The sequence below is a fragment of the Aminobacter sp. GW821-FHT11F06 genome (genome assembly GCF_058808215.1).
Map to the genome: position 1 here is coordinate 1 of NZ_JBXARL010000012.1, position 26,075 is coordinate 26,075.

Genomic DNA, 26,075 nt, shown 5'->3' on the forward strand with positions numbered 1-26,075 from the left:
AGACTCACTGAAGCTTTGACAACCTCAGCTTTCCCGGCCGGGACCGAATGGACAACCTCCTGAAAGCTCACATCTAGTCGAAGAAAGGCGCGCCTCCCCCAAGATCAAGGCAAGGGCGGCAGTGCTAAAAAGTGATCAAGCGAGCGAACCCCAAGGGCTCGAAATGTCGCATGTTCCTGGTCAGAACCGTGAGGCCATGCACTTGTGCAGTGGCAGCAATCGCGATGTCTTCAAAGCCCGGTTGGTGAGCGCGAGCATGATCAAGGATTTGGCCAGCAGCATGGGCGCACCTCAAGTCGTATGGCAACAGTTTTTGCGCCTTCCCGCGCGGCCTTTGTAATTCCGGACATCACCTGGGCGCTGATATCACGGACAGGAACAAGTGTGGACTAGCCTGATCCAGCCAATCGATCAGTCGTCCCTCACACCCCGTTTTTACGGTGCGAGCGCTGAAATCACGTTTGTACCAACCAGGAACATTGGAGATCGACAGCCCTGCTCGCATTTCCGGTTCGAGCAGGGATATCTTCTTCACCCCCCGGAGATGACGCTAGCAAGCGCCCGGAACTTGGAACGTGCGAAAGCTTCTCGTACTCATCGGAAGAAAGCACAGCAGCTTCCTTCCTGCCGTGCCGAGTGATGATTGCCGGATTACCGCGAACGGCCTGGCCAACGACTGCGGAATGCGTCGCCTTGGCGTCCTTGAGCTGACTCTCTGTCATCTTGCCTACCCTATGGGGGCGTGTGCGTCCAAGACCTTCGTCTGAAGACCATCAGACGCTGTCACCCCGCACCAGTGCCATGACCGTATCTGTCTCGAGGCCGTTTCCGGTGTGCTCATGCAATTGCGCCAAGCGGCGCGGCGACTTCCGGTCATCCTACTTTGGCCTGGGCCCCTCCCCTGCCGCGCAGCAGCGCCATCAGCACCGGCCCGATGGAGAACTCGCCGGCATTGGCCTTGGCTGTCAGACTGCGCAGATAGCCGCCGGGGCTTGCAATTGCCTCACCCCGCTGCAGCATCGCCGCCACCATGATCGCGGCATCGACCGCCCCCATCGCCTCGCAGGCCTGGTTCCAGGCATCGGGACTGACGCCGAGCGCGCCGCGCACCAGATTTGCCGTTTCCACCAGATCCGCCCAGCCCGAAATGCCGTTGCGTGCGTAATCGGCGATGTCAGGGCAGGCCCGCAGCACCATGCCAAGCGGATATCCGGTTGGTGGCTGGCTCCTAGTTTCCAGTTTCACCGCAGCGGTCGCCCCCTGGTCTTCTCTGAAGCCGGGTTCAAATTCATGAGGTTGTGTATTTGAATTCTGTATGTGGCGCTCGAAATGAGACTCATTGGCGCTTGTTTCTTCAGTTTTAACGTGACTTTCCAGCGTCTTGCGCACCTCCTGGGCAAGCAGAGCGAGATCAGCGGCAATCGGCTCGAGCTCAAGCCGGCTCGCGGTGCGTGGAATGGCGGCTGCGATCTCGCGATATTGAAGGTGCAGGCGCTGCCAGTCGGCGTTTATGCCTTCCTCGAGCCCAAACGCGATCATCTTGGCAATGTCGCGGCGCAGGATGGTGATGCGCTCGCGCACCAGCAATAGCGCCCGCCGCTCGGCCCTGACAGCCTCGGCCAAACGCTCGAACTCTTCGGCGCGGGCCAGAAGCGGTGAAAGGTCGAAACCGAAGGCCTGCTCGATCGCCCCGTCAAAGCCCTTGCGGGCGTAGCGCTTGCCATTGGGGCTGTCGCGGCGGACCACCAGGCCGCAGTCGACAAGCACCGACAGATGCCGCCGCAATGTCGCCGGCGCCATGCCATGCGCCCTCAGCGCCAGCTGGGTGTTGGAGGGAAACACCACCAGCCCCTCCCCTTCCACCAGATCGGTGTCGGGATGGAAGCTCAGCAGCGCGTTGAGCACCGCCAGCGCGCGATCACTCGCCCCCAGCAGTCCCTTGGCCTCGCAGACGGCGCGAAACACCTGCCATTTGTTGGCGCTGGCGCCCGCCGCGCAATTGTCGGCCGACATCTGCCCCGCCACCATCGCAAGCGTCAGCGACCGCCGCCCAAAGGGCGTCGTCGTAATATGCGTCTCCATAGTTCCTTCGCCTTTCAATCAGGCAAAAGAAATCTGCTCACCAATACGGTGCCGGAACTCTTGACAGTGATTCGGGGAAATGCGATTCTCTAGCTGCAACACTGATGAGAAGGGCTTCCACGACGGCAACGTTTGGGGGCCTTTTTCTTTTGCGTCAGTCTCCTGTTTTCAGCTTCCCAGACTCTCTGTACGTCTCGTAGAGGCGTTCGAGATTCTCTGAAATCCAACCGCCAAAACCGGCGGCATCCTTGTCCTTGAGAGCAAGCGTATAGGTCTTGCCGGCCGCTTTTGCGGTCGCGCTCACCATTTTGTCAGTTGCTACCCAACGCTGAGCTTGAGCGGGTGTTGCGGCCTTAGCGGTCTTCTTCGTAAGCGCTCCAAACACCAACTGGAACCGGGCGTCGCTCGACGTATCGTTGATGCTGTCTTGCGAAAGACGGGCCAGAAGCGAAGGCACAGCCGACGGTCTCATAACCTCAGCAAGCTCCATCCAGCGGCGGCGTCCCACTTCAGGTGCCGGCCCGATTGCCTCGATCAGCTCGAGCGGGATATCGCGCACAACACCGATCAGCTTCGACACCGCCGTTTTCTCAATGCCAAGCGCAGACATGATGACGTCCCGCGAGAAAGAGCGGTCTTCGAGGCGAGTTGCAAAGAGTGCGCGTTCGATGAAGGACAAATTGGTTCGCGCATTGTTTTCTTGTCCTTGGCTTACGACCAATTCGTCGTCTGACAGGTTTCGCACGACCGCGCGAATCTTGATCCCAAGCTGGGAGACCGCGGCCAACCGGCGATGGCCATAAGCCACCTGAAAGCGCCCCGTGGCATCGGGGTGCGGACGAACAAGGATCGGCACTTGCTGCCCATGATCCCTGATCTGCTCAATCAGCTGAGCAAGTTCAACAGGATCCATGGCAAGGCGATCACGCACAATCGAAGCGTCGACAAGTGCCGTATCGAGATCAACGATCGTTTGGCCTTCGGCCATCTGGCGTTCGAGATCGTTAACGCGCTCCACCTTTTGGGTGATGTTGCCAAGCGTCTTGGCAATGCCACCAACCGGAGAGTTGCCCCGCAGGCTGGGAGCTGCCAGGCCCGCGATCGGCCGCGAAGCGGCCAGCGGTTCAGATGGCCGCAGGGATTCTGTGCTTGCGGATACCTCGATAAGGTTTTTTCGGGCCATTATTTGCGACCCCACGTGTTCTTGAGGAGTGCCTCAATTTCCGAATTGACCTGGTTGAGCGACTCCATTGCCCGGTCATACGTGCCTCGGGTGAACTGCGCCCTGTCAACTTCGTAGAGGGTCTGCTTGGTCACCCCTGCATCGGAGATCGCGGTCGACTTGAGCATCGGATACTGAAGCATGCGATTGCCAAAGATCGCCCGCATGAAGCCTGTCATCTGGCTTTGCGGCCCGTCATTGGGTTCAAAGCGGGTGACGAGGTAGCGCATCCAGTCATAACTCGTGCGCCCCCCTGCATTTTCGACCACAGACATCAGTTCGCTGGTCATGGCCAGGAACTGGCTCATCGACATGACGTCGAGCATTTGCGGGTGCACTGTAATCAGCACCGAAGTCGCCGCGCACAGGGCCGACATTGTCAAAAAGCCAAGTTGCGGCGGGCAATCGATTACGACGACATCGTAAAGATCCTCGATGGGAGCAAGGGCCTCACCGATGCGCGCAAAAAACATCGTTTCCGCAGTCCCTGAGGCAATTGCGGTCGGCGTTTCGTGCTCGAACTCCATCAATTCAAGATTGCCAGGAACAATATGGAGATTAGGCGTGTAGGTGGCCCTGACGATATCGGCGATCGATCGCGGCTCATCATACCGGATTGCACCGTACAGGGTCTCTCCTTCGCCGACATCCAACTCGGGCTGATGCCCAAACAGCGCAGACAGGGACGCCTGCGGATCAAGGTCGACCGCAAGCACCCGATACCCGCGTATGGCCAGATACTGGGCAAGATGGGCTGACGTGGTGGTCTTGGCCGACCCACCCTTGAAATTCATGACGGCAATGACCTGGAGCTTTTCGCCAGGCCGGCGCAGAGGCAAGTATTTTTGAGCGCCATTTTTTTCGTCAAGGCTGGTCCGAATCCGGTCCATGTCCTCAGGAGAGTACATCCGCCGGCCGTTGGCCAAAGGCTCTGGTCCATGCCCCTCGGATGCGACCTGCCGAAGATACCCCTCCCCTATCCCGATATAGTAGGCTGCTTCGGCAGGCGTGAACTGCCTGATTGTCTTCTGGGAGGTAGGGGGGAATATCTTCTGCTGATGGAGCTGCAACTGCCGTGACAGTTCCCGCGAATCCGCAGACAACATCGACGGAAGGTGCTCCTGCTCTTGGTGTATCTTGCTCTGCAACATCCCCTGAACCTTAAACTACGCATTTTGCGAAAGAAGTAGCCAATCTGCGCAGTTACAGTATGGCCCGATTCGTGAAGATTTGACAAACGCTTAACCATAAGCGCCCTTCTAGTGAGTTGCCCGCGGGCAACTCACCTCGAACCGCCGCGCCGCTCACTTTTTCACCCCTGCCCCAGGATAGCGCGACACACCACATTCGACAAACGCATCACAAGCCGGCCTGATCCAAAAGTTGCCCGCGGGCAACTCGGATGTTGAGCGCATCTCTCAATCACAATCGTCGCCGGATCAAATAAACACCATCCTCACATTTGACGAGGCGCTTTGCGCCCTCAAGCTCCTAAAATGCGCGCGTTCCAACCGGATTGGCGCGACAATGTCAGATACATTCTTCGCAGCAGACGATACCCGCCTCCCGAGGGCCGGCACAGGCTTTGCGATGGTTGTGTGCGTCAAGTTCTGCAAATTGGGCGGCCATGAAGCTGGTCATGCGGCTTGTCCGCAGGCTGGTCACATTGCCCTTGCCGCACCTTACGACCACCGCTCGATTTGTCCCATCAAGCGGTGGAACGGTGCGCGTCCAGCCACCGACGAAGACAAAGGCGCGCCGGGCTGCACGGCTTGCGTTGCAAAAACTCAGCCGCGGGCAACTTGGCGGGGACCTTGTGATTGAAAGCTCCATCCCGGTCGGCTTTGGATATGGCTCATCCACTGCCGATGTCGTTGCGTCCAAACGCGCGGCTGCATCTGCGTTCGCAGTATTCTTGCGCCCGGCAACGATCGGCAGCATGGCCGTGGTCGCCGAACTTGCAAGCGATTCGACAGTGTTCGGGCACCAAGCCGTACTGTTTGCGCAAAGAGAAGGGGTTGTAATAGAGCCGCTGGGTGGGTCGTTTCCACGTCTCTACCTGCTCAGCCTGGGCACAATCCTGTGTCGGTTGTCGACACACTCAAGCTCCCAAGGGCGCGATACAGCAGCACGCAGATAATGCAATTCGGTGTCTTGCGGGGGCTGGCACGGCGCGCTATCGAACGCCAGGACGCAGGCCTGCTCGGCCGTGTTGCCACCGCAAGTGCGACAATCAGCCAACAATATCTACCACAGCCAAGCTTTGATGTAGCGCTCGAGCTGAGCAGGCAGCACAGAGCCTGTGGCGTACAGGTATCCCATAGCGGATCGCTTGTCGGCATTTTGTTCGACGCACGATGGCCCGAGGCGCGAGATCGGTTGCTGAACGCGGTACGCGCCGCGCAGGCCCAAGGGCTTGGCATGGCAGCGGCATACTCTGTTTTTAGCGACGCAGAGCCGACAGGGAGGGGACATGAACTCGTTTCTTGACGCCTACGAAACGCCAAGACTTTTCCATCTGGCGCCCAATCTCGTAGCTGCCAGCTTTGCGCTGATGAAACTGATGCCAGCGCGTTTGATGCTGGATCGAGCAGAGCAATCGAGCGAGATCGAAAAAGGCGCGCACATTGTTGAGTCCTCGTCTGGCTCGTTCGGCCTGGCGCTCGCCATGCTGGCTGCGGAGCGGAATTATTCGCTGACCCTAGTGAGTGCATCCAGCCTGGTTGATGCGCCCTTCATGGTCCGGGTTCGTCAATTGGGCGCCGAGCTGATCGTGAATGAAGCCCCCTCCGCGTCAGGTGACCAGCAGGGCCGCCTCGCGATACTCGAGCAACTCATGGCTGAACGGCCAGGCACCTATTGGCCAAGACAATACGACAATCCTGACAATCCGGCCGCCTATGCGCGGCTCGCGGAACGACTGGTCCGTGCAAACGGGCAAGTCGATTGCCTTGTTGGGACGGTGGGTTCGGGAGGCTCCCTGTGCGGTACTGCCCAATTCCTGAAGCCGATTTTTCCCGACCTTCACGTGATAGCAGTTAACACCAATCGCAGCGCGCTCTTCGGGCATCGTTCCGGCCCTCGTCTCCTGCGCGGCCTGGGCAACAGTCTGGTGCCCCTCAATCTTTGCCAGCGAGATCGATGAGGTCCACTGGATCGGGGCGTTTCAAGCCTTCATGGCTACCCGGAAACTCAACAGCAGGTACGGAGCCTATCTGGGACCAACAAGCGGGGCTGCTGCACTGGTTGCACAATGGTACGCAGGCCAAAACCCTTCGGCATCAACTGCGGTCATACTTCCAGACGAGGGAAACCGGTATCAGCAAACAGTTTACAATGACGCGTGGCTTAGAAGCCTTACCAACTGGCCGGTTCGCGAACTCCATAGCCCACAGATGCTGGACCAGCCACAGGAGTTGGGTGAAGAAAGTTGGACCATGGTGTACTGGCAACGACGATCACTGGCGGACCTGTTGCCTGACAGTGCGGGAACGCTGTCGCCGCCGTCTCGATCACCTCGAGCAGATGGCTGACCGATCGCGCCAGGCGATCGAGCCGCACCACGACGAGTGCCGCGCCGGCTTCGATCTCGCGTATCAGCTCGCGAGGGCGGGGCGTGCACGCGAAGCGTCGGAACCATGCTCCTGGACGATCAGGTCGCAACCGGCCGAGCGCAGCTCCATCTTCTGCGCTTCCGTGGCCTGTTCGTCGGTGGACACGCGCGTAGCCGATCAGGCGCTGCCTGGCGCTTGGGCGTTTCATCGATCGGGCCGAGGCGGAGGCCTGTCGCCGAGAAGCGCGAGCAGCGCCGGATTGATGTAGAGGTTTTCACGGCCGGCTTTCATCTCCTGCAGCAGGCCTTGCTCAGTGAGGGTCTTGAGATAGACCGAAGCCGCCTGTCGCTTTGCGATGCCGACCGTCACCAGATCGCCGATGCGGCAATAGGGGTTCACGAAGATCACCTCGGCCAACTCGCGCGAATAAATCTTAGGCAGCTCACGGCGGATATGGTCCGCGGTTTGGTCGCGCAAATCCCCGATGGCGCGAATGCGCGCCGTCGACCAATTTGCCGTCTCGCGCACCACCTCGAGCATGTAGAGAATCCAGTCCTCCCATACCTCCTCGGTCGTGACGGCCAGAATCCGGTCGTAGTAGGCCCGCTTGTTGCCGATGATGTAGCGGCTGAGATAGAGCACTGGGATGTTCCCGGTGTTGCCCGGATATCCAGTTCGACACCCTTGATGGTCCGGTAGACGGCGATTGCCGTGGACGTCGACACGGGCCCCTTGCTTGAGCGTCTGGGAGCCCTCGCTGAGGGCCGTACGTTAGCGCAGTGCTTCCTTTGTCGCTGGATCGGCCTGATTGCCGGGTTCATTGGCGAAGCGGAACAGCCTGTCGGTCGTGGTAACGATGTTCTCGATCAACGAACTCGCCTGTGCTTCAAGCAGCGGAATCGAGTTGATCAGATCGGCCTGGTTCGGAATAAGCTGGCCGGATATGCGAAGTTCGGCCAGCGCCGCCCGTGCCTGGATGCAGGCCTTCAGTACAGCCTTCGTCTCCACATCCTCGCGGGGGGGGGGGCAGGGGAGGGAGGTCATTGTAGGGACGGCCCGGCGGATATGTCGTCGGTATCGACATGTGGTTAGATCGTGTCGATAGAAACGCAATCTATCGACATATGGTGAGCTGCAAGCCGGTCGTTCAAATACAAACGTTTCTTGTGACTCTTCTGTCCCTCGTCATGGCGCTCAAACCCTGGTAAAATGGGATTTCTCGTTGATCTGAGGTTCTGGCGGCGATACGCTGTTCCGTCCGAAGGGCTGCTGCGCCCATATAGTACGTGGGCGAGAAAAACTTATCGATGTAACGGAACCATAAGCTGTTATAGCTTCAGTATCAAATAATATGTTCTGTTATTACAATGACTTACGAGATCAACAAATTCCTTTGCCGCTTGATCCGGCGAGTAACCGGGCAGATTGGGTGGCAGCGAAGCGATCACGATCCTGTCATCGGGTGTGACCCAGCATTCGCGCCGGTAATGAACCAGCTCTGCCCGCACAACCAGCTCGCGTACGTAACAGCTTTTGTAGCCCTTGAAGCGTGAACCCTCAGGAACATTGCAGCGCAGGACCTCTTCCCGGCTCACCCGCTTCACATCGAGCTTTGGGCCGCGCGGCTTTTTCTTGCCAGGCTGTCGTCCGATTTGCTGTCCGTCGCGTTGTCCATTCCCGAACGCCGAAACGGTGGGCGCGGCGGCAGGTTCTTCAGCCGCGCGATCTCATCGGGCAAAAGCTGGTTGTCGGGTATTTTCCAGACGAAGCGCCTCGTTTTCCTCACGAAGGGCTGCGTTGTCGGCGCGAAGCTCGTTGACCTCAGCCTTCAGCGCATTGACCTGATCAACCAGCCCACTCACCAGAGAGCGCAACACATTCAGCGAAAGCGTGTCTGCACGCTTAGGCGAGGGGAGGCGCCTCTTCTTCATTGGCAACAACCGCCGCGCCCTGTACGCGGGCTGCCGAAACCGCCAGTGTCGAAAAGCGGTCTTTGCGACCAGGTCAGATTGCGGCCTTCGTCCTTCAGCCAAAGCCGCGGCATGTCGATCGTCACTCGGAGCCGTTCTGCCGGGGGAAGGGCGGTCAGCCCTTCACCCAGCGACAGGCACGCATCGAGGATGCCCTGAGATAATCGGCCAGAAATGTGATGCGCCGCTCGGTTTCCGCAGCGATGTCGAAGACCCGAGCCACTCCAAGGGTCCGGATGATATTAGCCTGGAGGTCAAGCACGATGATCGCTCACTGTTTTGGCGTGGTAGACCGCTTCTGGAGAAGAGCTCCGCTTGCGATGTAATTCGCGAAGTGCCAGCATTGTGTCAATGCCCTCCCTAGTGAAGAGCATTGCCAGCTCTCCCGACTTTCATGGGCCCGAACTGCACCAGCTCTCACGGAATGCCAGCGCCGCCTGTTCTAGTCATTCTACCTTGAAGCGCTCGCAAGGTGGTTAGGACCAAGCCGCTTCATTCGGGGCGCCTTGTATTGCTGGCCTGGCGTTGCTGCGTATCCTGTAGGTCACATTCAAAGCCTCTTTCAGTCAGAAGTTCTCCCTGGGACCGCTGGTCGCATTTCTGGTGACGCTTGGTGGCCCGCCGCTCCTTGGTATCGGAGCGCCCTTCTGGGGCATCGTGTTTGGGGTTGTAACAAGCTTGTTGTTGGAGCGATCGGATTTTTCGACTAGGGCCGGGGACTAGGCCGTTATGCTTTCGGAAATTGATGACCAACAGCAAAGCATCATGGATTTGCGATCACGGGCCGGCCACCGATTTGATTGGCTGGTACATTGGCTTCCGGTTGCCTCGCTATGGTGCTTGTGCGAGACCGCCTGATCCATGTCGCCAGATGAGCAGGGGTTCGATTTGACCAAACGTCATGCAGGCACTGGGTTCTGTGAACAAGGGAGAATGCTCTATGTGCTCGGCGCGCCCGGATCGGGCAAGACGAGCATTGTCCCCCATCTGCGCCGCTTGCTGCCAAGCAACGTGATCCTCGACTGGGATTCACTGATGGAGCCTGCCGGAGCGCTGGCGCAAAGCAGCATCCGCGACGACGAGGCGACTTGGACATATCGGCGGCTCATGAAACAGGTGGTCGAAATAGCCGATCCCTGCAGGGTCGTGATGCTCGGTGTCTGCACACCGTCAGAACTTGACGACTGGCCCGACGGCAACTGGCTGGTCCTTGACTGTAGTGACGATGAGCGGAGAAGGCGACTTCTTGGCAGAGGTGAAACTCAAGAAGATATCGTCTCTGCCGTCCTGGACGCGGCCGAGTATCGAAAGCTGGGTTTTGAAAGGCTCGACGCGACCGGATGGTCTCCTGAGCAAACAGCCGCGGCGATTGCCGGCAGAACCGGCGCTGCGTGATCGACGAAGACCACGGAGCAGTGGCCGCGCAAGGCGGTGTTGAGCCGACGGTCTTCTGTCCAGGGCGCGGGAACAGCTGTCGCGATCTGTCGCTCCATCTTGAGGAGCTTCAGCGCAGGAACCAAAAAGTGCGTACTTGCTAGCTGGTCCGAAGTGAAACAATTACGCGGCAGCTCTCGCATGTTTCCTGCGAGACAAGGCATGGTCTGCAATTCACGGGACGGCATTCATGAAAGCCATGGTTCTTTGTTCAAGCCCTCGTCGTGACGGCAATTCAACGACGATGGCGAAAGCCGTGGCGCAGGGGCTGCTTGAGGCTGGGCACGAGGTAGACATTTTTCACGTTGACGAGATCTTGTCAGCTTTGCTCAGAGACTGTCGTGCGTGTCGCAGACAAGATGGAGAGTGCGCGATCGACGATGGGTTTCGCCAGACGTTTTTCCAGTCTTACCTTCCCGCCGACGGCTTCGTGGCTGCAACTCCGATCTATTGGTACGGCGTGTCGGCGCAATTGAAGGCATTTTTCGACAGAATGTTCTGTTATGTGGCTGCCTCTCGTCCAGAACCGGCCACCGTGGTCGCTCAGATGACTGGGAAGCGGATAGGACTGGTCCTGAGTTCCGAGGAGACATTTCCCTCGGTATCAGCCGGACCGGTACACCAAATTCAGGAGTTCAGTCGATATACGCGCTCGACGTTTGTTGGTGCGGTTCATGGTTACGGCAATTCACGGAGCGACATTCACCGAGATCCTGGCGATCCTGTAGGGCGCGCGCGATCCTTTGGTCGCGCCTTCTTTGACGCTCATGCGTCAGACTATCAGATAGATACGCCGAGATCGGGACGTGTCTGGGGGTAGAAAGGCGTCGTCGTTCGTACCTTGGCGGCTACGTCTTGCTATCGCGCCCGGATCTTGTGTCGCTTTTTGGCCGCCGCCTCAAGATGGGCGGCGTCAAACTGCGCCTTGGCCTTGTCCAGCTCGGGGAAGTTCTGCTCTGCCCATCGGTCAAGGATGAAAAGTGTTTCGCTAAGCGACAGGCCCGTTGCGCTGAGCCTGTACTCGACATGGGGCGGGACTGTCTGCTGATCGTGACGTAAGACGAGTCCGTAGCAACCATCATTGATCAGCACTTTGGCTGGCGCGCGAGTTTCTGGCTCGTTGTCGTTCTGGCTGTGTTGTGCGCCGGTGTCATTGGCATGCTGGTTCCTGCTTCGAAGAAATCTTCCCAGGTTAGCCTCGCCACGGAACTGGCATCGTTTCGCAATGGCAAGCTTTGGGCGGCTTACGCCACCAGCGGCCTGATCATTGGCGCCACTTTTGCTGCGTTCAGCTATTTCTCGCCGATCTTTACCGAGCTCACCGGCTTTGCTCCAGCCACCGTTCCCCTGTTGCTCGGTGTATATGGCGCTGCCAACGTGATCGGTAACTCGATTGTTGGACGTTTTGCCGACAAGCACACGATCCCGATCCTCATTGGCGGCTTGATGGCACTGGCTGTAACGCTCGCGATATTTGCGCTCTTTGCCGATCACCGCGTCATCAGCGTCATCAGCGTCATTGCGTTCATTGTCATAGGGCTCGTGGGCGTGCCAATGAACCCGGCGATGATCTCAAGGGTCATGAAAACAGTGCACCCAGGTCCCTTGGTCAACACCGTTCACACCTCCGTCATCAACATCGGACTGGCCGCTGGCGCCTGGTTCGGCGGCATTGGCATCGTGGCCGGTTACGGATTGAGTTCACCGCTTTGGATCGGTGTCGCGCTGGCGCTGCTTGGGCTTGTCAGCCTGATGCCACGTAGCGTCAGGGTCGAGGCGAATTGACATTGCATCGTGGTCGATTGGCCACGAGCAACATGACCCTCTTGGACGCCATTCGTTGAATTGGTGATCTTGAAGGCGAAATTGGCGCCGCCCTTTGCAATCGTGAAGGGTGGCTCGATCTCTTCCCCCTTACAAACAGGGACGTCGCAGCCGTTACTTGTGTCGCAATCATGCCGTTGAAGGTCCATGCCTGAAGGTTGAGCAGCATCATTCAGGGGCCAAGCGGCATGGCTTGCGGTGACGGCCGGGAGATGGCGGTGGAGACGTCGGCTTGCGGCGCGCTCCATCTCCTTGGCTGGCTATCAGTTGCAACATGCGTAGAGCCCTCAGAGTTTGAGGAAAAGCTGCCATGACGGTTGGTTCGATGAGAAGCTGCCTAAGGCCGATCGCCGGGCGCAATTGCTCGAGACGGCTTTACGCATTGTCTGCGATCAAGCTCGAAGGCACAAGGCTGGTCCTTGATGCCGTCTCTGGCGCCTTCATTGTAGGCTTCAAGGATCATCTTGCTGGCATACGGTCTTGATTCCAGCGTCATGCAAGCACGGACCAGCAACTTTCGATGCGAATGTTTGTGGGCTGGATCGCCTGCAAACGCTTCCCTTTGAGGCTATTGCAGAAAGTAGACGACCATCCTTAAGTGCCGATACTCGTCAACGGTCAGCGTCTCGTGCAAGAAGCGCAAGGGCGAGCCGTTTTGCGGATCCAGCATGGAGCTGATGCCCCGCATGTAATTTTCCATGCCCGGCTCTGTGAACCATCGGCGGAAATCCGCAGAGAGCTTCTTGAGGTCATCGACCAGCGCAAGCATCGCCGGATCGTTGGGAACTGCTGCCAGATCATAGCGAAACTGCGCAAGCATCCTTGGCGCTTGGTCGTTCCAGTGAACAAGGTTTCGACGAAACTGCGGATCGGCAAAAATCAGGCGCATGACGTTGCGATCTGGCTGCTCTCGGCTTGTGAAGCCGAACAGATCGTTTGCGGGCGCGTTCCATGCAACGACATCCCAGCGCAAGTTGGCAACATAGGCTGGGCGCGTGGCGAGATCGTCCAGCAAATTCTGGATGAGGGGGCTGACGGACGGTGATTGATAAGCTTCAAGTGGCGGAGGCCGCTTGTGAGCTAGCAAAAACAGGTGGCTGCATTCAGCATCGTCCAGTCTCAACGCCTTGGCCACCTTGAGCAGGAAGCTCTCCGAGACCTGAATGTCACGTCCTTATTCAAACCATGTGTACCAGGTGAGGCCTATGCCTGCGATTGCGGCCACTTCCTCGCGCCGCAGACCAGGCGTGCGGCGGCTGCCGGTCAAGGGCAGCCCGGCATCGAGGGGGGTAAGCTTTTTCCTGTGGCGCATCAGGAACTCAGAGAGTTCGGCTCGCGTGCGCGCAAGCGTACGGTCAGACAAGTTGTTACCTCTAGTAACAGGATAATTTCCAATATTGTAACAGGATCATCGTGCCCCAAATGTCGGATCGCGACAAGGAGGCCGCATGATTTCCGAAAACGAACTTGATCTTCCGCATGCCAGGATCACCGCCGAAATGATCACACCACCGCAAGCCGGGCTGCGGCAATGGCTGGGGCTTGCGCTACTGGCTTTGCCGACTGTCATGCTTGGCCTTGACCTGACGCTTCTGCATCTGGCGCTGCCAGCACTCGCCGCCGATCTTAAGCCAACCAGCATGCAAGCGCTCTGGATCATGGATGCTTACGGCTTCCTGATTGCGGGCTTTTTTGATCACCATGGGGACGCTTGGCGACCGTATCGGCCGTCGCAAACTCCTGATGGCAGGTGCGGCCGCGTTTGCGGTTGCATCGGTGATTGCCGCGTTTTCGACAAGTGCCGTCATGTTGATTGTCGCCAGGGCGCTGCTGGGCATGGCCGGTGCAACCTTGATGCCATCAACACTGGCGTTGATTACGAATATGTTCGCCGATCCAAGGCAGCGCGCGCTTGGCTTTGGAATATGGGCGACAATGTTTGCGCTCGGCATGGCGTTGGGGCCGATTGTCGGCGGTGTGCTGCTTGAGCGCTTCTGGTGGGGGGCGGCGTTCCTCATAGCAGTGCCTGTCGTTGGCCTGTTGCTTGTGTTGGGGCCCGTCTTGCTGCCGGAGTATCGCGCGCCAAACGCTGTCAGGCTGGACCTTGCAAGTGTGGGCCTTTCGCTCGTTGCCATGCTGCCGGTAATCTATGGCATCAAGCAGATCGCCAAATATGGCTTTGGACTGCATCAGCTCGGTGCAACCGCAATCGGGCTCGTCTTCGCCACTCTGTTTGTTCGCCGCCAGAGACGGCTCGCCGATCCGCTGCTCGACATGTCGCTGTTTGCCAACAAGGCCTTCAGCGTGGCGTTGATCGTGCTTTTGTTTGGCCTGGTCGCGGTGGGCGGCACCATGCTGCTGGTCACCCAGTATCTGCAACTCGTGGTCGGGTTTTCCCCGCTTGTCGCGGGGCTGTGGATGGGGCCGCCTGCACTTGCTATGGTCGCTGCCGGCATCACAGCGCCGCTGATTGCGCGGCGTGTTCGCCCGGGCTTTGTGGTCGCGGGGGCATTGGGGCTGTCTGTCATAGGCTATCTGATGCTTGCCCAGCTCGAACACAGCACTTTTGGCGTAGCCTTTGTCGTCGCCGGCTTCTCGCTTGCCTATCTTGGGCTTGGTACGATAGCAGCGCTGGGCACAGACCTTGTGGTTGGATCAGCCCCCCCTGAAAAGGCAGGCTCCGCTTCGGCTATGTCCGAAACGGTTCAGGACCTCGGCATTTCACTTGGCATCGCCGTCCTCGGCAGCCTCTCAACCGCCATCTATCGCGAACATATGCTTGACCGTATTCCTCAAGGTCTCGGTCATGACGTAAAAGCGGCGCTCGGTGATAGTTTGTGGGCGGCAACCTCAATCACTTCGGAACTGCCCGCTGGTCTGATGGAGGTAGCGCAAGCTGCTTTCACTGCTGGGTTCAGCAGCGCGGCAATCTTGAGTGCGGCAAGCGTTTTTATGCTCGCGGTTCTTGCCGCTGTGTCGTTGCGGCATGTGGGTGTAGCTGGGGGAAAGAGCAGCACCAGTGAATGCGGCTGGTGCAACTGCGATTCAGCTTGTGCTTGCCATAGCACTGCAAGTGGGACGGGAAACATCGAGGCCCGCCATATGCTTGCTAAGGTGCATACTCGGATCTTGCAGAATTGCGTGATCGTGCGCACGGCAGTTGTCTCCGTAAGAACGGCTAGCCGCCTCCGCAGCAGGCGCACGGGCGTGTGGATGCGCGCGTATTGGCGTGGCCCAGCGAAGACATGCGTGCGCTGGATATTGAAATGACCTATGAAAACCCCGCAAAACTGGCTCCTGGAGCATGTGAACTCCTCGGCGGCTATCGGCACATAATGACGGTGTGATGGATGAGAAGGGTGATAGCTTTCACACCACAAAATTTGCTGAATATCGCACGTTCCTGCGCAATGCCGCGCCATGCGTCTCGTTCATGCCATATGGTTGGTTTCGCGCGCCGCAAACCATCCGGCTAGATGCCAAATTTGGATTGCAGCAAATGGCCTACCGAGACTCGGCTGATGAGGCCGCGCGCGACCTCGCCAATGGAATCAATCATCTGAGCGGCAGTCTGCCACTCACGCTTGATATGCTTATTCCGGCATTGAAGCAGCAGTGCATATGCCTCAGTGAATGCTACAGTGCCTTTGAAAAGCTTGTTGAGGAGCAGAGCAGGGAGCTTTTCTCAAACGTCCATGATGACTGACCTGTCACTGTGCCGTCTGTTGGATGAGTTCGCCAGATCGAGGCACGATGGGAGTGTCATCTCCTGAGTACGGTGTCTACCACCTGCTCTACGTTCATGGCGGATGAATCGATCCAATGACCGATGCGAAGCGTCTCGCGGACAAGGGCGTCGGCAAGGACGGAAGGAGGGAACCCGTCTGAGTATCCGGTCTTTGGCCGGTCTCTATCCCGCTGAGCCAGTACTTCTGCCGAAGGGGCCAATACCACCACACGCGGATTGAGGTCGCAAAGGCGCTCGACAGCGGCGACCAGGTCATGCCCGACGAGAATGTCCTGGTACACGACGGTGAAACCCGCATCGAAATAGCGACGCACGGCATCGGTCGCGATCTGCAAGGTTAGTTGTGCCCGAGCTTCGGCGTCGAGAGTGGGTCCCATTATCGAGGCGCTGTGAAACGGCGTGCAGCTCCAATGACGAGGCGGTCGATCCGCCGGCTGGCGCGACAGAAGGCCGGCCACATCCAGGCCATTATCCAGCCCATGAACAGCCATGCGAGCACGACGTCGGAGACGAAATGGGCACCGAGGGCAATTCGGTTGACGGAGAAGATCAGGACCAATGGCAGCAGGACGGCAAGCATCGGCCTCCTGAAGTGCGCAGGCAGCAACAAAGGCAGGCTCAGCAGCGCGAAAGCCATTGCCGATTCACCTGACAAGAAGGAGCAGCTCCGCCAGCACTCGCTGGAAATCTGCCATGCAGGGGTGAATTGCAGCGTGCCGCTGAATTCGACGATCTCGTTTGGACGCGCACGCCCGATCACGAACTTGGTCAGCTGAATGAAGAGCCCAGGGCCGAGCGCATAAAAGACGAGGATGAAGATTGCCTTGTGCGGTCTCAGAAGCCAGGTCGCATGTGAGAAGGCATGCACGACCAGCACGATGGCGAGGGCTGGGAGGACGAGATACGGTACATTGCGGTTGACGTCGCGGATTGCCAGAAGAAATGGCTCCGCTACCAGCGGAAACCCGCCTGCGTCGGCTGCAAACCATCGCGAGACGCGGAGATCGAGCCCTGGCATAGCCACGAACAAGAGGCTCGCGAGTACGATGAGTGATCCGGCAAAGCGGGCAGGATCGCCCGCAACAAAAGCCTGGAGCGCGTGCGTTTTCGGCAACGGCGTGGCGCGTCGGATCGTGTTGTATGTCTCCCGGTTCAGGGCAAACAGTCTCCCTTTCTCGGCAGTCAAGGACAAAGGCGGCTCGTTTGGGCCGGATATCATGCTTCGCTCGCGGATCTGGAATGACGGGTGGCGGGCGAAGGAATGCGGGCATTGTCAAGACTTGGCGGAGAAACCGCCGGGGTTTGATGCGGAGGGGCGTTTGGCGGGGGGCTTTGGTCCCGCTCACGGTTGCAACACTGGGCTTCTCCCCGCATAAGTCTGCCGTAATGAAGCCTCTCTGGAGCACTTTATGATCGACAAGGGCCTCGTCCTCATCGTCGAGGATGAGCAGGAGATCGCGCAGATACTCGACGCCTATCTCGTTCGTGACGGCTTCAGGACCGTGCGTGCGGCCGATGGCGAAACAGCGCTGCTCCACCACGCGGTGCTGGCGCCAGACCTTGTTCTGCTCGATGTCGGCATCCCGCGGATCGACGGTTTCGAGGTTCTGGCGCGGTTGCGGCGCGAGGGGAACACGCCGGTCATCATGGCGACCGCGCTGGCCGACGATATCGACCGGTTGGCGGGCTTGCGTCTCGGCGCCGACGACTATGTCGTCAAGCCATTCAACCCGCAGGAGGTGGTCGCCCGCGTCAATGCGGTACTGCGGCGCACGCGCAACGGCGGCGAGGCCACCATCCTGCGTTTCGACAGCGTGGAGGTCGATCTCAACGCCCACGCCGCTTTTGTCAGCGCTGGCGGAGGCAGAAGGGCGCTTCCGCTGACGCTTAGCGAATTTCGCGTTCTCGTCCACCTGATCCGCCGGCCCACCCACGTCTTCGAAAGAGCCGATATTCTCGACGCTTGCCTGCCCGACAGCGAGGCGCTGGCCCGCACGGTGGACACGCATGTCGCCAACCTGCGCCGCAAGCTTGAGGACCATGGGGCTTGCGGCTTTCTGAAAGCGGTGCGCGGCGTCGGCTATCGTTTCATGGAGCCGCGATGAAGTTTCCCCGCCTTTCGCTGAGCACGCTGACGGCGGCGACGATCGCGGCGATGCTGCTTCTCAGCGTCGCCATCGTCTATGGCGGCGTCACCTGGTTTACCAGCCACGCGGAGGCGCAACTACTGGCGTCTCTGCCCGAGGGCGCAAGGCGCGCTTATCAGGACATGGAAGCCGGCATAATCCCCAAGCTGGCCGATCTGGAGATTTTCTTCGCTGAGCTCTCAGTCGCAGGCAGCAACTTCGATTTTATCGTCTACGCCTCGATCGCCGGTTGCGGCCTGCTTGCTGCGCTGATCTGCAGCCTCATCGGCTACTGGCTGGCCCGGCGTATCAGTCGCCCACTTGAGACGCTGACCGCCGCCGCCGAAGACCTGCGTAACGGTGATTTTGGTATCCGCGTCGCCGGGCTTGACCATGGAACGCGCGAGGTGACGATCCTCATCGAGGCCTTCAACGCAATGGCGGCGAATCTCCAGAACATGGAAACGCGGCTGCGCTTCAACACGATGGCTGTGGCGCATGAATTGCGTACGCCGCTCACGGTCCTGCAGGGAACTGTGCAGGGCATGATCGACGGGGTGTTTCCGCTCAAAGAGCAAAAGCTTCACCTACTGCTGGCGCAGATCGAAGGATTGAATAGGCTGGTCGAAGATCTGCGCACGCTGTCGCTGGCCGCAGGCCAGAAACTGGTCATGGAACGCATCCCCGTCGATCTGGCGACGGAGGCGGCCGATGTGCTGGAGACGGCGCGACCGATGCTGGCTGAGGCTGGCGTCGCAATCGAGGTCAGCCTCCAGCCGGCGAAAACGGTGGCCGACCAGCAGCGTCTGCGCCAGGCGATGCTGGCATTGATCGAAAACGTCCGACGCTATACCGCTTCCGGAGGCGTCATCCGCTGCGAGACCGGCCTGATCGGCAATGGCGAGGCTTTTGTGCGCTTTTTGGATCGCGGGCCTGGATTGCCGGACGACATCGCCTCGCGGTCCTTCGATATCTTCTGGCGCGGCGATCCTTCTCGATCCCGCGCATCGGGCGGTACCGGTCTTGGCCTCTCCGTGGTGCAGGCGATCGTCAGGGCGCATGATGGTGGGCTGGAGATCGGCAACCGGGACGGTGGCGGTGTCTCCGTCACGATGCGCTTTCCGGCCGAGCAGCCCGGATAGCTGCCGCGTGCCTTGGCGGCGCTCAGATCTCCGCCGGTCACCGCCCCGATGCTTTGCCTTCTGTCTTGCGGCGGTAGCCGCTCGTGGTGTTGGGATGACAGAACGAGATCGGACAACCACTCGATTTCGCGATCAGGCAGCGCGGGCGATAGCAGCACCCTCGGCGTCGAACAGCGACACGCGCGCACCGTCGATGGCGATGCCAACAGTCTCGCCGATGCGCACTGGTGTATCCGCGGGCGCGTTGACGTTGATCAGGCCAAGCCGGTCGTTGCGCACGAAGACACAGGTGTTGCCGCCGAGATATTCGGCGACCTCGACGGTGCCGCGGCAGTTGCCGGCCTCGGGCGAAACGAGCGTTAGATGCTCGGGGCGGGCGCCGAGCTGGGTCGGCGTGCCGGAGAAAGCGAGGGCGAGCGTGCCCTGGCCGTACAGGTCGAGCTTGCCGTCACCAGTGGGCGCGCAGGCGAGCACATTCATCTTGGGGCTGCCGATGAACTGGGCGACGAACAAATTGGCTGGCCGCTCGTAGAGTTCATGCGGGCTGCCGTGCTGCATGACGCGGCCTTCCTTGAGCACGACGATGCGGTCGGCCAGCGTCATCGCCTCGACCTGGTCATGAGTGACGTAGATCATGGTGGCGCCGAGTGCCCGGTGCAGCTTGGCGATCTCGAGGCGCATGTCGACCCGCAGCGCTGCGTCGAGATTGGACAGCGGCTCGTCGAACAGGAAGGCGACCGGCTGGCGCACGATGGCGCGGCCGATGGCGACGCGCTGGCGCTGGCCACCCGACAGCTGGCGCGGGTAGCGCTCGAGCAGGTGGGTGAGCTTCAGCGTGTCGGCGGCCTGGTCGACCTTGGCCTTGATCGCATCCGACGAGAGTTTCGCGAGCTTGAGCCCAAAACCCATGTTCTGGCGCACGGTCATGTGCGGGTAGAGCGCATAGGACTGGAACACCATGGCGAGCTGGCGCTCGACCGGCGGTGCCTTGGTGACGTCCCTGCCGTCGATGAGCAGGCGGCCGGAAGTGGTTTCCTCCAGGCCGGCGATCATGCGCAAAAGCGTGGACTTGCCACAACCGGATGGGCCGATGATGACGACGAACTCACCATTGGCGATGTCGAGATCGAGATCCTTGATGATCTCTGTGCCGCCGTAGCGCTTGCCGGCTTTTTCCAGTGAAATCGTGCTCATTGAATTCTCCGAAGAAACTGTCTCAACCCTTGACCGCGCCTGCCGTCATCGAGCCGCTGATCTGGCGATACATGATGAGGCCGAGCAGCATCGGCGGCAGCGCGCCGACGATCATGACGGCCGAGGCTACGCCCCATTGCACGCCGCCGCCGCTGGCGGCGAAGAAGAACGAGGCGCCAACGGTGATGGGAACGGCCTTGGATGTGGTCAGCATCAGGCCGAACAGGAACTCGTTCCAGGCGGTGATGAAGCCGAAGATCAGGCTGGTGACGATGGCCGGCCGGCAGAGCGGGGCGATGACCCTGGTCAGGATCTGGAAGCGCGTTGCGCCGTCCATCAATGCCGCCTCGTCGAGTTCGCCCGGCAGGTCGCGTATGGCGTTGACCAGAATGACGAGCGCCAGCGGCAGGTTGACGATGGTGAGGATCAGGCCGAGGCCGAGGCGTGTGTCGAGCAGCGCCAGCCACTGGAACATCATGTAGAGCGGGATGGCGAAGATGATGAGTGGCACGGCGCGCAGGTTGACGATGAAGGGCAACAATGTGCGCTCGCCGACCTTGCCGCGGGCGATCGCATAAGCCGCGGGCAGAGCGAGTGCTACGGCAAGCAAGGTGCCGAGTGCCGCGACCGCGACGCTGTTGGCGAGATAGAGGAAGATGTTCAGCCGGTCGGAGACCTTGAAGACCGCGGCGTAGTTGTCGAGCGTCGGTGCGTACACCCACAGGCCCGGATTGGTCGACAGCTCGCGCGCACTCTTGAGCGATGTCGAGAGCGTGACAAGGATCGGGAAGTTCATCGCGAAAGCCACGATGGCGAAGACGATCCAGCGAAGGGCGTTGATCATCAGCGTGCTCTCTTGCGGCGGGCGGCAAGCGCGTTGAGGCCGTAAAGCACGGTGAACGACACCGCAAACAGGATGACGGAAGCGGCGACCGCCTTGCCGATGGCGCCCTGCTTGAAGAAGGCCTCGTAGATGTAGATCGACAGCGAGGCGGTGGAGCCGCCAGGGCCGCTGCCGGTCAGCACATAGATGTTGTCGAAGACGCGGAAGCCGTCGATGAAGCGGATGAGCAGGGCGACAACGATGGTTGGCGCCATCAGTGGAAGCTCGATGTACCAGAGCCGGTGGCGGTAGCGCGCGCCGTCCATGGCGGACGCCTCGACGATCTCCTTGGGGATGGCCTGGTAGGCCATATAAAACAGCAGGAAGGCGAAGGGCGTCCACTGCAGCGTCTCGACCACGACCAACGTCCAAAAGGCAGAGGCCGGCCCAAGGAACGAGAAGCTCGCGCCGAACCAGGTCCAGAGATAATAGGGCACCGGGCCGACGAATTCGTGCAGCACGAGGCGATACATCAGACCAACAAGTGCCGGCGCCACCATCAGCGGCAGCATCAGGATCGCCATCAGCCAGCTGCGCTTTTCAATGAGCGGCGACAAGAAGATAGCGAGGAACAGACCGAGCGCGCATTCGAGCAGCGCCGTCAGCAAGCCGAAGCGCAGCGAAAACCACGTCGCCTGCCAGAACGATGAGTCGTTCCAGACGGCGGCGAAGTTGGAAAAGCCAGTGATCTCGGGGTGCCGCAGGTTCTCGAAGTTAACCTCCGAGACCGAATAGACGAGATTGACGATCGCCGGGAAGCCGAGGAACACAAGCAGGAACAGCACCACCGGGAGAGCCAGCAGCCTGAATTCGGGCGAGGGGGCGCGTTGTGAAAGCGTTGTCATCAATCGATCTACGGCTGGCTTCCTAATAGAAGCAATAGTGGCTGGTGGGCCGAAGCCAGGTGCCTCGCCAACTTGCTCTTTTGGCAGGCTCAGGACTCGGCACCTCGAACCCGCATGGCGGGGCGGGAAAATGGTGCCAGGATCGCCCCTTCGACATGCTCAAGGCACGAAATCGCGGGGAGGTGCCGAATCCTGAACCTGTTGAGATGGCCGATGGCGGCAAAGGCGCCGCCATCGGCCAAACGCTTACTTGAGCAGGTCAGTCATGCCTTTTTCGGTGTTCTTCAGCGCATCGTCGAGCGACTGCGCGCCCGACCAGTAGCCGGTGAACTCCTTGGCCTGGAGCTGGTAGACGGACTGCGCGTTGGCCGAGGTGCCGCCGTTCATGACGTAGCCATATTTGCTAGCGAACTCGCCGAGCTTGACCAGGTCCGGACGCTCGGCAGCGACTTCCTTGACGACGTCCGGCGTCAGCGCCGGAGCACCGCTGTTCCTGGCGTAGATAAGCGCTGCTTCCTTGGACGACAGCCACTTGATGAAGGCCTTGGCGCCTTCCTTGTTGGGTGCGTTCTTGTTGAGGCCGAAGCCGAGGCCATGGATGTGGGTGAAGCGACCTTCGGGGCCGGTAGGCGGCGCGACGGTCTCGGTGACCTCGGCGACGGCAGGCGACTTGTCCTTCGACGTTAGGTCGGAAGCGGCTGCGTTCCACTGCATCATCGCGGCAACCTGGCCCGACGCATAGGCGGCATTGGCCTCTGCGAACTCGTAAGACAGCGAGTCGCGCGGGGTGGCGCCGGCGTCATAGAGCAGCTTGTAGGTCTCGAGGCCCTTGCGATAGGCGTCGGAATTGACCGTCACCTTGCCATTCGCGTCCATCCAGTTGGCGCCATAGGCACGCGGCAGCGACTGGAACACCATCATGTTGAACAGCAGGTTCTTGAGCTGCAGCACGGTGCCATAGCGGGTCGGGCTGTCGGGGTTCACGGCTTGGGTGAAATACAGCGCGGTCGCCGCGTAATCGTCCCAGGTCCACTCGTCCGGGTTCTTTGGCTCGAGCTTTTTACCGAGGTGCTTTTCGGAAATCTCGGCGAACTTGGCCTTGGCCGCGTCGTCCTTGAGCAGCGCCTCGATCAGGTCCTTGCGGTAATACATGAAGTGCAGCGACAGGTCGGTCGGCACGCCGTACTGCTTGCCCTGATACTGCATCGTGGTGAGCACCGAGTCGCCGTAGACGGCCTTGGCCTCGTCCGACAGCTCGACTGGTTCCATGTACGGGGCATAGCGGCCGATCGAATAGGTCGCGAGCAGGTTGGCGTCGAAGGCCGTAGTGCCGGCAGCGAGGTCTGCCTGCACCTTGTCCCAGAAGCCGTCGCGGTTGAAAAACAGCAGCTCGACTTTGTTGTCGGCCGATACGTCGGCCTTGGCGTTGTAGGCATCGGCAGCCGCGCGCAGCGCGGTCTCCTCGGGGCCGCCCGGCCAACCGAGCACGGTCACCTTGGCGAAGGCGGGGCTCGCCAGCAGGCTGGCGATCGCAGCAGCGATCAGGCCGCCCTTTCTGATCTTCGAAAATGTCACGTCGTGTTCTCCCTCTTAGTCAGTTCTGACGGTTTGCTAAATCCGCGATGCCCACGACGCCGGCGCGCTCTCCGAGCGCTGCGGCGTGAAGCTGCGGGGCGAGCCGTGGCGGCAGGCTTCCCAGCGCCTGCCGGACGGATTCGAGATACCCAGGCGCAAGTCCGATACCGCCGCCGATGACGATGCGGGCGGGGTCGAGCATGAGCTTGATGTTGCGGCACAAAAGGGCGGTCTGGCGCACCGACGCCTTGATAATGTCCTTCGCCCAGGCGTGGCCGGCGGCGGCCGCCTCGAAGACCTCGCGCGCAGTGGCCCCGGCCTGGTGAGGTGCTGCCTGTGCAGCCATCCAATTGCCGGAGACGTTGTCCTCGAGAACGCCTGTGTTCTCATCAAGGCTGCGCAGCAGGCCGAAATGACCGGCGAGCCCGCCGAGCAGGCGGCCGTTGACGACGATGCCGCCGCCAATACCCGTCGAAATGGTGAGGAAGACGAGATCCTGGCCCTGGCCGGCGCCGAATGCGAATTCGCCCCAGGCGGCAGCCTGCGCGTCGTTGGCAGCGAGCACGGCCTCGGTTCCTGCGAGCCTGCTGACGGTCGCGACCAGCGGGAAGCGCTCCGGAACGTCGAGCGTCTTGCGGTTGAGTGGCGACCAGCAACCGTCGTCGATTATGCCGCTGACGGCGATGCCTGTTGTGTCGTAGCGGCCTTTCCAGCCTGAAATTGCGTCGAACAGGGCCGTCAGCCACTGCTCGGGGTCGCCGCTGCGCGGGGTCGGCATTTTGTGAGTTTTGACCACCTCGGGCCCGCGCACCAGCGCGGCGAGCATCTTGGTGCCGCCGATGTCGAGCGCGAGAACGGTGTCGGCCATGGCGATCAGGCCCCAGCCTTGGCGATGGTTTCGTCGAGGGCAGAGCGGAACCAGGAGGTCACATATTCCGGCCTGGTGATGGCCGAGCCGACCACAACCATCGATGCGCCCGATGCCAGCGCCTGCTGCGCCTGGGCGGGGGTGCGGACGTTGCCCTCTGCGACTACGTACCGCGTTAGCTTGCGCATCGCCGAAATCAGCGCGAAATCGGGTTCCGTTGGCTCGACCGGGCCGGTGTAGCCGGCAAGCGTGGAGCCGACGACATCGGCTCCCTCGGCCAGTGCCTGCTCGGCATCGGAGATGACCGAGCAATCGGCCATGGCGGCGCGGCCGTGGGAATGAATGCGTTCGATGAGCGCCCTGGTCGAAACCGGGCGGATTCGTTGGGTGGCGTCATAGGCGATGATGTCGGCGCCGGCCTCGGCGAGCGCATCGACATCCTCTAGCCACGGCGTGATGCGGACGGGCGTGTCGTCGAGGTCGCGCTTGACCAGGCCGACGATCGGCTTGTCGGTGGCGGCGCGCACGGCCGCGACATATTCTGATGACTCAATGCGCAGTGCTATCGCACCGCCGTCGATGGCTGCCAGCGCAAAGCCCACGACCATCTCTGCCTTGTCCATGGCGCCATCCTTCACGGGCTGGCAGGACACGATGAGACCATTGTCGAGGGCTTTGAAGTCAAGCGGCACGCGGGCATCTCCTGTGATGCCCAGACGGTAGCAGTCTAAGACCAGATTGCAACAGGCTTTGAACTGGTATTATCGCATCAATTCGATGACGAAGTCGTAGACGTCACCGCGATATTTGGTCTGGGTGAACTCGACGATCTGGCCGTCGGCGAGGAAGCAGCGGCGCTCCATGATGAGCAGGCTGGCATCGTCGGGCGTGCCGAGCAACTGGCGCTCCTCTTCGCTCGCAGGCTTGGCCTGCATGCGCTGCAGCGCGCGAACGGGCTTGGCGCCGGTGGCCTCGAGATATTCGTAGAGCGAGGCTTGGACAGCTTGCGGATCGGGCACGAAACGGGCCGGCAGCGTGGCGATCTCGATGGCGATCGGCGTGTCGTCCGCAGTGCGCAGGCGGCGCAGCCTCACGACCTTTTCGCTGCCGGAGATGCCCAAAGCCATCATTTCTGCGGGCGATGGCCGTGAAATCTCACGCGAAATCCACACGCAGCCGGGCTCCAGCCCACGCGAGCGCATGTCTTCGGAGAAGCTTGTCATGGTTGCCAGCGACTTCTCCAGGCGCGACGACACGACGGTCTTGGCGCCCTGGCGGCGGTCCAGCAGTCCATCTGAGACAAGGCCGTCGATGGCCTTGCGCACGGTGACGCGCGAGATGCCAAGCGCATCGCATAGGGTGCGCTCGCTGGGGATGACGGCATTGCGTTTGAGTTGGGCCGTGGTGATGGCTTGCTTGATGGCGTCTTCAAGCCGGCGGTAGAGCGGTTCGCCGCTCTCGCCGGAAAGCTGCCTTGCGAGGAAGTCGAGGATTGCCTGATCGCCCATCGGTGTCACCTGTGGAAAGTCGCCCCTTTATGCATAATTTTTTTCAGGTGTTAAACTGGTATTGTTCTTGTCGGGCCGAAGCGAGGCCTCGGTCGTGCCG

General features: G+C 60.3%; 30 protein-coding genes and 3 pseudogenes. 11 read left to right on the plus strand and 22 right to left on the minus strand.

All coding sequences use genetic code 11. The features are described 5' to 3' along the window. Positions 1-104: 104 nt before the first annotated feature. From AC1RTB_RS23605 to repA, 5 genes and pseudogenes are all read right to left on the minus strand, one after another. Positions 105-480: pseudogene (locus tag AC1RTB_RS23605) on the minus strand (PIN domain-containing protein). Further along, positions 456-722 carry a type II toxin-antitoxin system Phd/YefM family antitoxin gene (locus AC1RTB_RS23610; RefSeq protein WP_492881600.1) on the minus strand — a complete coding sequence of 89 codons (267 nt, stop codon included), beginning with the start codon at positions 720-722 and terminating at the stop codon, positions 456-458. The pseudogene AC1RTB_RS23605 and the gene AC1RTB_RS23610 overlap by 25 nt, the downstream one beginning before the upstream one ends. Before the next feature lie 151 nt (positions 723-873). Continuing rightward, the gene (repC, locus tag AC1RTB_RS23615; RefSeq protein ID WP_492881602.1) at positions 874-2,082 is read right to left on the minus strand and encodes a plasmid replication protein RepC; all 1,209 of its coding nucleotides are present in this window, start codon (positions 2,080-2,082) and stop codon (positions 874-876) included. Positions 2,083-2,236: 154 nt separating this feature from the next. Next, the gene (repB, locus tag AC1RTB_RS23620) at positions 2,237-3,265 is read right to left on the minus strand and encodes a plasmid partitioning protein RepB (protein WP_492881603.1); all 1,029 of its coding nucleotides are present in this window, start codon (positions 3,263-3,265) and stop codon (positions 2,237-2,239) included. Then, positions 3,265-4,455, minus strand: a complete 1,191-nt coding sequence (repA, locus tag AC1RTB_RS23625) for a plasmid partitioning protein RepA (protein ID WP_492881604.1) — start codon at positions 4,453-4,455, stop codon at positions 3,265-3,267. The genes repB and repA overlap by 1 nt, the downstream gene beginning before the upstream one ends. A gap of 488 nt (positions 4,456-4,943) precedes the next feature. Between repA and AC1RTB_RS23630 the strand changes: the two genes are divergently transcribed. The 3 genes from AC1RTB_RS23630 to AC1RTB_RS23640 are packed head-to-tail and all read left to right on the plus strand — an operon-like array spanning position 4,944 to position 6,449. Then, positions 4,944-5,444: a GHMP family kinase ATP-binding protein gene (locus AC1RTB_RS23630; protein ID WP_492881706.1), complete on the plus strand. Its 501-nt coding sequence runs from the start codon at positions 4,944-4,946 to the stop codon at positions 5,442-5,444. Further along, on the plus strand, positions 5,444-5,794 hold the full coding sequence (locus AC1RTB_RS23635; protein ID WP_492881605.1) for a hypothetical protein: 351 nt from the start codon (positions 5,444-5,446) through the stop codon (positions 5,792-5,794). Before AC1RTB_RS23630 ends, AC1RTB_RS23635 begins: the two co-directional genes overlap by 1 nt. Then, the gene (locus AC1RTB_RS23640; protein WP_492881606.1) at positions 5,778-6,449 is read left to right on the plus strand and encodes a pyridoxal-phosphate dependent enzyme; all 672 of its coding nucleotides are present in this window, start codon (positions 5,778-5,780) and stop codon (positions 6,447-6,449) included. Before AC1RTB_RS23635 ends, AC1RTB_RS23640 begins: the two co-directional genes overlap by 17 nt. 212 nt (positions 6,450-6,661) lie before the next feature. On the opposite strand, the pseudogene AC1RTB_RS23645 reads toward AC1RTB_RS23640, so the two are convergent. From AC1RTB_RS23645 to AC1RTB_RS23660, 4 genes and pseudogenes are all read right to left on the minus strand, one after another. Next, positions 6,662-6,987: pseudogene (locus tag AC1RTB_RS23645) on the minus strand (recombinase family protein). Positions 6,988-7,062: 75 nt separating this feature from the next. Further along, positions 7,063-7,500 carry a Fic family protein gene (locus AC1RTB_RS23650; protein ID WP_492881607.1) on the minus strand — a complete coding sequence of 146 codons (438 nt, stop codon included), beginning with the start codon at positions 7,498-7,500 and terminating at the stop codon, positions 7,063-7,065. A gap of 129 nt (positions 7,501-7,629) precedes the next feature. Further along, entirely contained in the window at positions 7,630-7,902 is a 273-nt protein-coding gene (locus tag AC1RTB_RS23655) for a Fic/DOC family N-terminal domain-containing protein (RefSeq protein WP_492881608.1), read from the minus strand. A 371-nt stretch (positions 7,903-8,273) separates the two neighbouring features. Next, positions 8,274-8,789 (minus strand): annotated as a pseudogene (locus tag AC1RTB_RS23660) (cell division protein ZapB); the annotation flags it as partial. Between the two features lie 627 nt (positions 8,790-9,416). Here AC1RTB_RS23660 and AC1RTB_RS23665 point away from each other — a divergent pair. The 3 genes from AC1RTB_RS23665 to AC1RTB_RS23675 all read left to right on the plus strand — a co-directional run bounded on the left by AC1RTB_RS23665 (position 9,417) and on the right by AC1RTB_RS23675 (position 11,082). Beyond that, positions 9,417-9,551 carry a hypothetical protein gene (locus tag AC1RTB_RS23665; RefSeq protein ID WP_492881707.1) on the plus strand — a complete coding sequence of 45 codons (135 nt, stop codon included), beginning with the start codon at positions 9,417-9,419 and terminating at the stop codon, positions 9,549-9,551. Positions 9,552-9,761: 210 nt separating this feature from the next. Beyond that, positions 9,762-10,223 carry an AAA family ATPase gene (locus AC1RTB_RS23670; protein ID WP_492881609.1) on the plus strand — a complete coding sequence of 154 codons (462 nt, stop codon included), beginning with the start codon at positions 9,762-9,764 and terminating at the stop codon, positions 10,221-10,223. A gap of 229 nt (positions 10,224-10,452) precedes the next feature. Then, positions 10,453-11,082: a flavodoxin family protein gene (locus AC1RTB_RS23675; RefSeq protein WP_492881610.1), complete on the plus strand. Its 630-nt coding sequence runs from the start codon at positions 10,453-10,455 to the stop codon at positions 11,080-11,082. Between the two features lie 38 nt (positions 11,083-11,120). Here AC1RTB_RS23675 and AC1RTB_RS23680 read toward each other — a convergent pair whose 3' ends face one another. Further along, on the minus strand, positions 11,121-11,354 hold the full coding sequence (locus tag AC1RTB_RS23680) for a winged helix-turn-helix transcriptional regulator (RefSeq protein ID WP_492881611.1): 234 nt from the start codon (positions 11,352-11,354) through the stop codon (positions 11,121-11,123). Here AC1RTB_RS23680 and AC1RTB_RS23685 point away from each other — a divergent pair. Beyond that, a complete protein-coding gene (locus tag AC1RTB_RS23685; RefSeq protein WP_492881708.1) occupies positions 11,343-12,047 on the plus strand; it encodes an MFS transporter in 705 nt (234 codons plus the stop codon). The genes AC1RTB_RS23680 and AC1RTB_RS23685 overlap by 12 nt on opposite strands. A 607-nt stretch (positions 12,048-12,654) precedes the next feature. Here the strand turns inward: AC1RTB_RS23685 and AC1RTB_RS23690 are convergent. The 3 genes from AC1RTB_RS23690 to AC1RTB_RS23700 all read right to left on the minus strand — a co-directional run bounded on the left by AC1RTB_RS23690 (position 12,655) and on the right by AC1RTB_RS23700 (position 13,789). Next, complete coding sequence (locus AC1RTB_RS23690; RefSeq protein ID WP_492943843.1) at positions 12,655-13,221, minus strand: MmyB family transcriptional regulator; 567 nt, start codon at positions 13,219-13,221, stop codon at positions 12,655-12,657. A gap of 39 nt (positions 13,222-13,260) precedes the next feature. Next, positions 13,261-13,449, minus strand: a complete 189-nt coding sequence (locus AC1RTB_RS23695) for a hypothetical protein (protein ID WP_492881613.1) — start codon at positions 13,447-13,449, stop codon at positions 13,261-13,263. A gap of 184 nt (positions 13,450-13,633) precedes the next feature. Beyond that, on the minus strand, positions 13,634-13,789 hold the full coding sequence (locus tag AC1RTB_RS23700) for a hypothetical protein (RefSeq protein ID WP_492881614.1): 156 nt from the start codon (positions 13,787-13,789) through the stop codon (positions 13,634-13,636). A 40-nt stretch (positions 13,790-13,829) separates the two neighbouring features. Here AC1RTB_RS23700 and AC1RTB_RS23705 point away from each other — a divergent pair, with 40 nt between their 5' ends. Beyond that, a complete protein-coding gene (locus AC1RTB_RS23705) occupies positions 13,830-15,356 on the plus strand; it encodes an MFS transporter (protein WP_492881615.1) in 1,527 nt (508 codons plus the stop codon). Between the two features lie 76 nt (positions 15,357-15,432). Next, the gene (locus AC1RTB_RS23710) at positions 15,433-15,792 is read left to right on the plus strand and encodes a hypothetical protein (RefSeq protein WP_492881616.1); all 360 of its coding nucleotides are present in this window, start codon (positions 15,433-15,435) and stop codon (positions 15,790-15,792) included. Between the two features lie 56 nt (positions 15,793-15,848). Here the strand turns inward: AC1RTB_RS23710 and AC1RTB_RS23715 are convergent, their stop codons facing one another. Both AC1RTB_RS23715 and AC1RTB_RS23720 read right to left on the minus strand, forming a co-directional pair. Further along, a complete protein-coding gene (locus AC1RTB_RS23715) occupies positions 15,849-16,169 on the minus strand; it encodes a hypothetical protein (RefSeq protein ID WP_492881618.1) in 321 nt (106 codons plus the stop codon). A gap of 41 nt (positions 16,170-16,210) precedes the next feature. Further along, positions 16,211-17,020 carry a phosphatase PAP2 family protein gene (locus AC1RTB_RS23720; protein ID WP_492943844.1) on the minus strand — a complete coding sequence of 270 codons (810 nt, stop codon included), beginning with the start codon at positions 17,018-17,020 and terminating at the stop codon, positions 16,211-16,213. Between the two features lie 226 nt (positions 17,021-17,246). Between AC1RTB_RS23720 and AC1RTB_RS23725 the strand changes: the two genes are divergently transcribed. Together AC1RTB_RS23725 and AC1RTB_RS23730 are read left to right on the plus strand one after the other, a co-directional pair. Continuing rightward, complete coding sequence (locus AC1RTB_RS23725) at positions 17,247-17,939, plus strand: response regulator (protein ID WP_492881711.1); 693 nt, start codon at positions 17,247-17,249, stop codon at positions 17,937-17,939. Continuing rightward, complete coding sequence (locus tag AC1RTB_RS23730) at positions 17,936-19,102, plus strand: ATP-binding protein (RefSeq protein WP_492881619.1); 1,167 nt, start codon at positions 17,936-17,938, stop codon at positions 19,100-19,102. The genes AC1RTB_RS23725 and AC1RTB_RS23730 overlap by 4 nt, the downstream gene beginning before the upstream one ends. Before the next feature lie 132 nt (positions 19,103-19,234). Here the strand turns inward: AC1RTB_RS23730 and AC1RTB_RS23735 are convergent, their stop codons facing one another. The 7 genes from AC1RTB_RS23735 to AC1RTB_RS23765 form a co-directional block, all read right to left on the minus strand. Continuing rightward, on the minus strand, positions 19,235-20,296 hold the full coding sequence (locus AC1RTB_RS23735; protein ID WP_492881620.1) for an ABC transporter ATP-binding protein: 1,062 nt from the start codon (positions 20,294-20,296) through the stop codon (positions 19,235-19,237). Between the two features lie 22 nt (positions 20,297-20,318). Continuing rightward, positions 20,319-21,140, minus strand: a complete 822-nt coding sequence (locus tag AC1RTB_RS23740; protein ID WP_492881621.1) for a carbohydrate ABC transporter permease — start codon at positions 21,138-21,140, stop codon at positions 20,319-20,321. Further along, positions 21,140-22,024 (minus strand): carbohydrate ABC transporter permease, encoded by an 885-nt coding sequence (locus AC1RTB_RS23745; protein ID WP_492881622.1) that lies wholly within the window; start codon positions 22,022-22,024, stop codon positions 21,140-21,142. The genes AC1RTB_RS23740 and AC1RTB_RS23745 overlap by 1 nt, the downstream gene beginning before the upstream one ends. A 246-nt stretch (positions 22,025-22,270) precedes the next feature. Then, positions 22,271-23,599 carry an extracellular solute-binding protein gene (locus AC1RTB_RS23750; RefSeq protein WP_476798307.1) on the minus strand — a complete coding sequence of 443 codons (1,329 nt, stop codon included), beginning with the start codon at positions 23,597-23,599 and terminating at the stop codon, positions 22,271-22,273. 19 nt (positions 23,600-23,618) lie between these two features. After that, positions 23,619-24,467, minus strand: a complete 849-nt coding sequence (locus AC1RTB_RS23755; RefSeq protein WP_492881623.1) for an ROK family protein — start codon at positions 24,465-24,467, stop codon at positions 23,619-23,621. 5 nt (positions 24,468-24,472) lie between these two features. Next, entirely contained in the window at positions 24,473-25,159 is a 687-nt protein-coding gene (locus tag AC1RTB_RS23760; protein ID WP_492881624.1) for an N-acetylmannosamine-6-phosphate 2-epimerase, read from the minus strand. 69 nt (positions 25,160-25,228) lie between these two features. Further along, a complete protein-coding gene (locus tag AC1RTB_RS23765) occupies positions 25,229-25,975 on the minus strand; it encodes a GntR family transcriptional regulator (RefSeq protein WP_492881625.1) in 747 nt (248 codons plus the stop codon). Positions 25,976-26,075: the final 100 nt, after the last annotated feature.